This window comes from Bacillus sp. P4_D3, from assembly GCF_056401855.1.
Window position 1 is genome coordinate 1 of the sequence record NZ_JBFUIN010001100.1, and the last position, 819, is coordinate 819.

At 33.7% G+C, this 819-nt stretch carries 1 protein-coding gene and 1 pseudogene; both read right to left on the reverse strand.

Annotated elements, in window-relative coordinates; translation table 11 throughout:
• Nucleotides 1-311, reverse strand: a pseudogene (locus AC1DTM_RS29530) (ABC transporter substrate-binding protein); the annotation flags it as partial.
• A 147-nt stretch (nucleotides 312-458) separates the two neighbouring features.
• A complete protein-coding gene (locus tag AC1DTM_RS29535) occupies nucleotides 459-695 on the reverse strand; it encodes a YrhC family protein (protein WP_002111956.1) in 237 nt (78 codons plus the stop codon).
• Between the last annotated feature and the right edge of the window lie 124 nt (nucleotides 696-819).

Sequence of the window (819 nt, forward strand, 5' to 3'; positions counted from 1 at the left end):
GGCTGATGTGCATTTCCAATTACTTGTGTTTTTTGCAAATCTTCTGGAAGGGGAATTTTTGCATCTGGACGCCCGACGATTTTTCCTCCTAAAGCGTGGATAACATTCATGTCACCCATACTTAACGTCGCAAAACTTTCAGGAACTTTATTGAATGTTATCTTTCTGTCTGAGAGATCGGTAATTTCGATTTTGTCTGTTCCTTTATCTGTTTTTGTGGCGGATGCTTTTTCGTTTTCTTTTGCACTGCAACCTATTAATAAGAAAAAAATAGATAAGATCGCTGTGAACAGCGTAATGGATTTTTTCATTCTTTCACCTCTAATTGATAATGATAATCATTAACTACTATTCTACTTTAATTGATATAGATTATCATTGTCAATATAAACCGCATACATTTTCTTCAAAAACGAAAAAACGCTACAAAAAGATTTTTTCTTTTCGTAGCGCTCTATTTAACAATTTTCTTCATATTCGCTCTCCTCTAATTGGTCACGCATCGTTCTAACACACTTAAAGAAGAAAAAAGCAAGAACTAAAAATACAACAATACTCCCCATCATAACAAAAGACTGCACCATATCTTTGACTCCGCTTGGAATTAATAAACCGATCATTAAAAATGTACTTATAGACAAAAGTACTTGTCCGAAACGGGTATAATCTGCTATTTTTCCTTGTAATTCTTTCATCTCTTTATCACTCCCATCCTCACTTTATCACATTCTATTAAGCTTAAAGACAAGTAAATAGAACCAAACTGGGAGATGTTTTCCAAAGTAAAAAAGAGCCACTTAAATGCGGCTCTTTTTTATC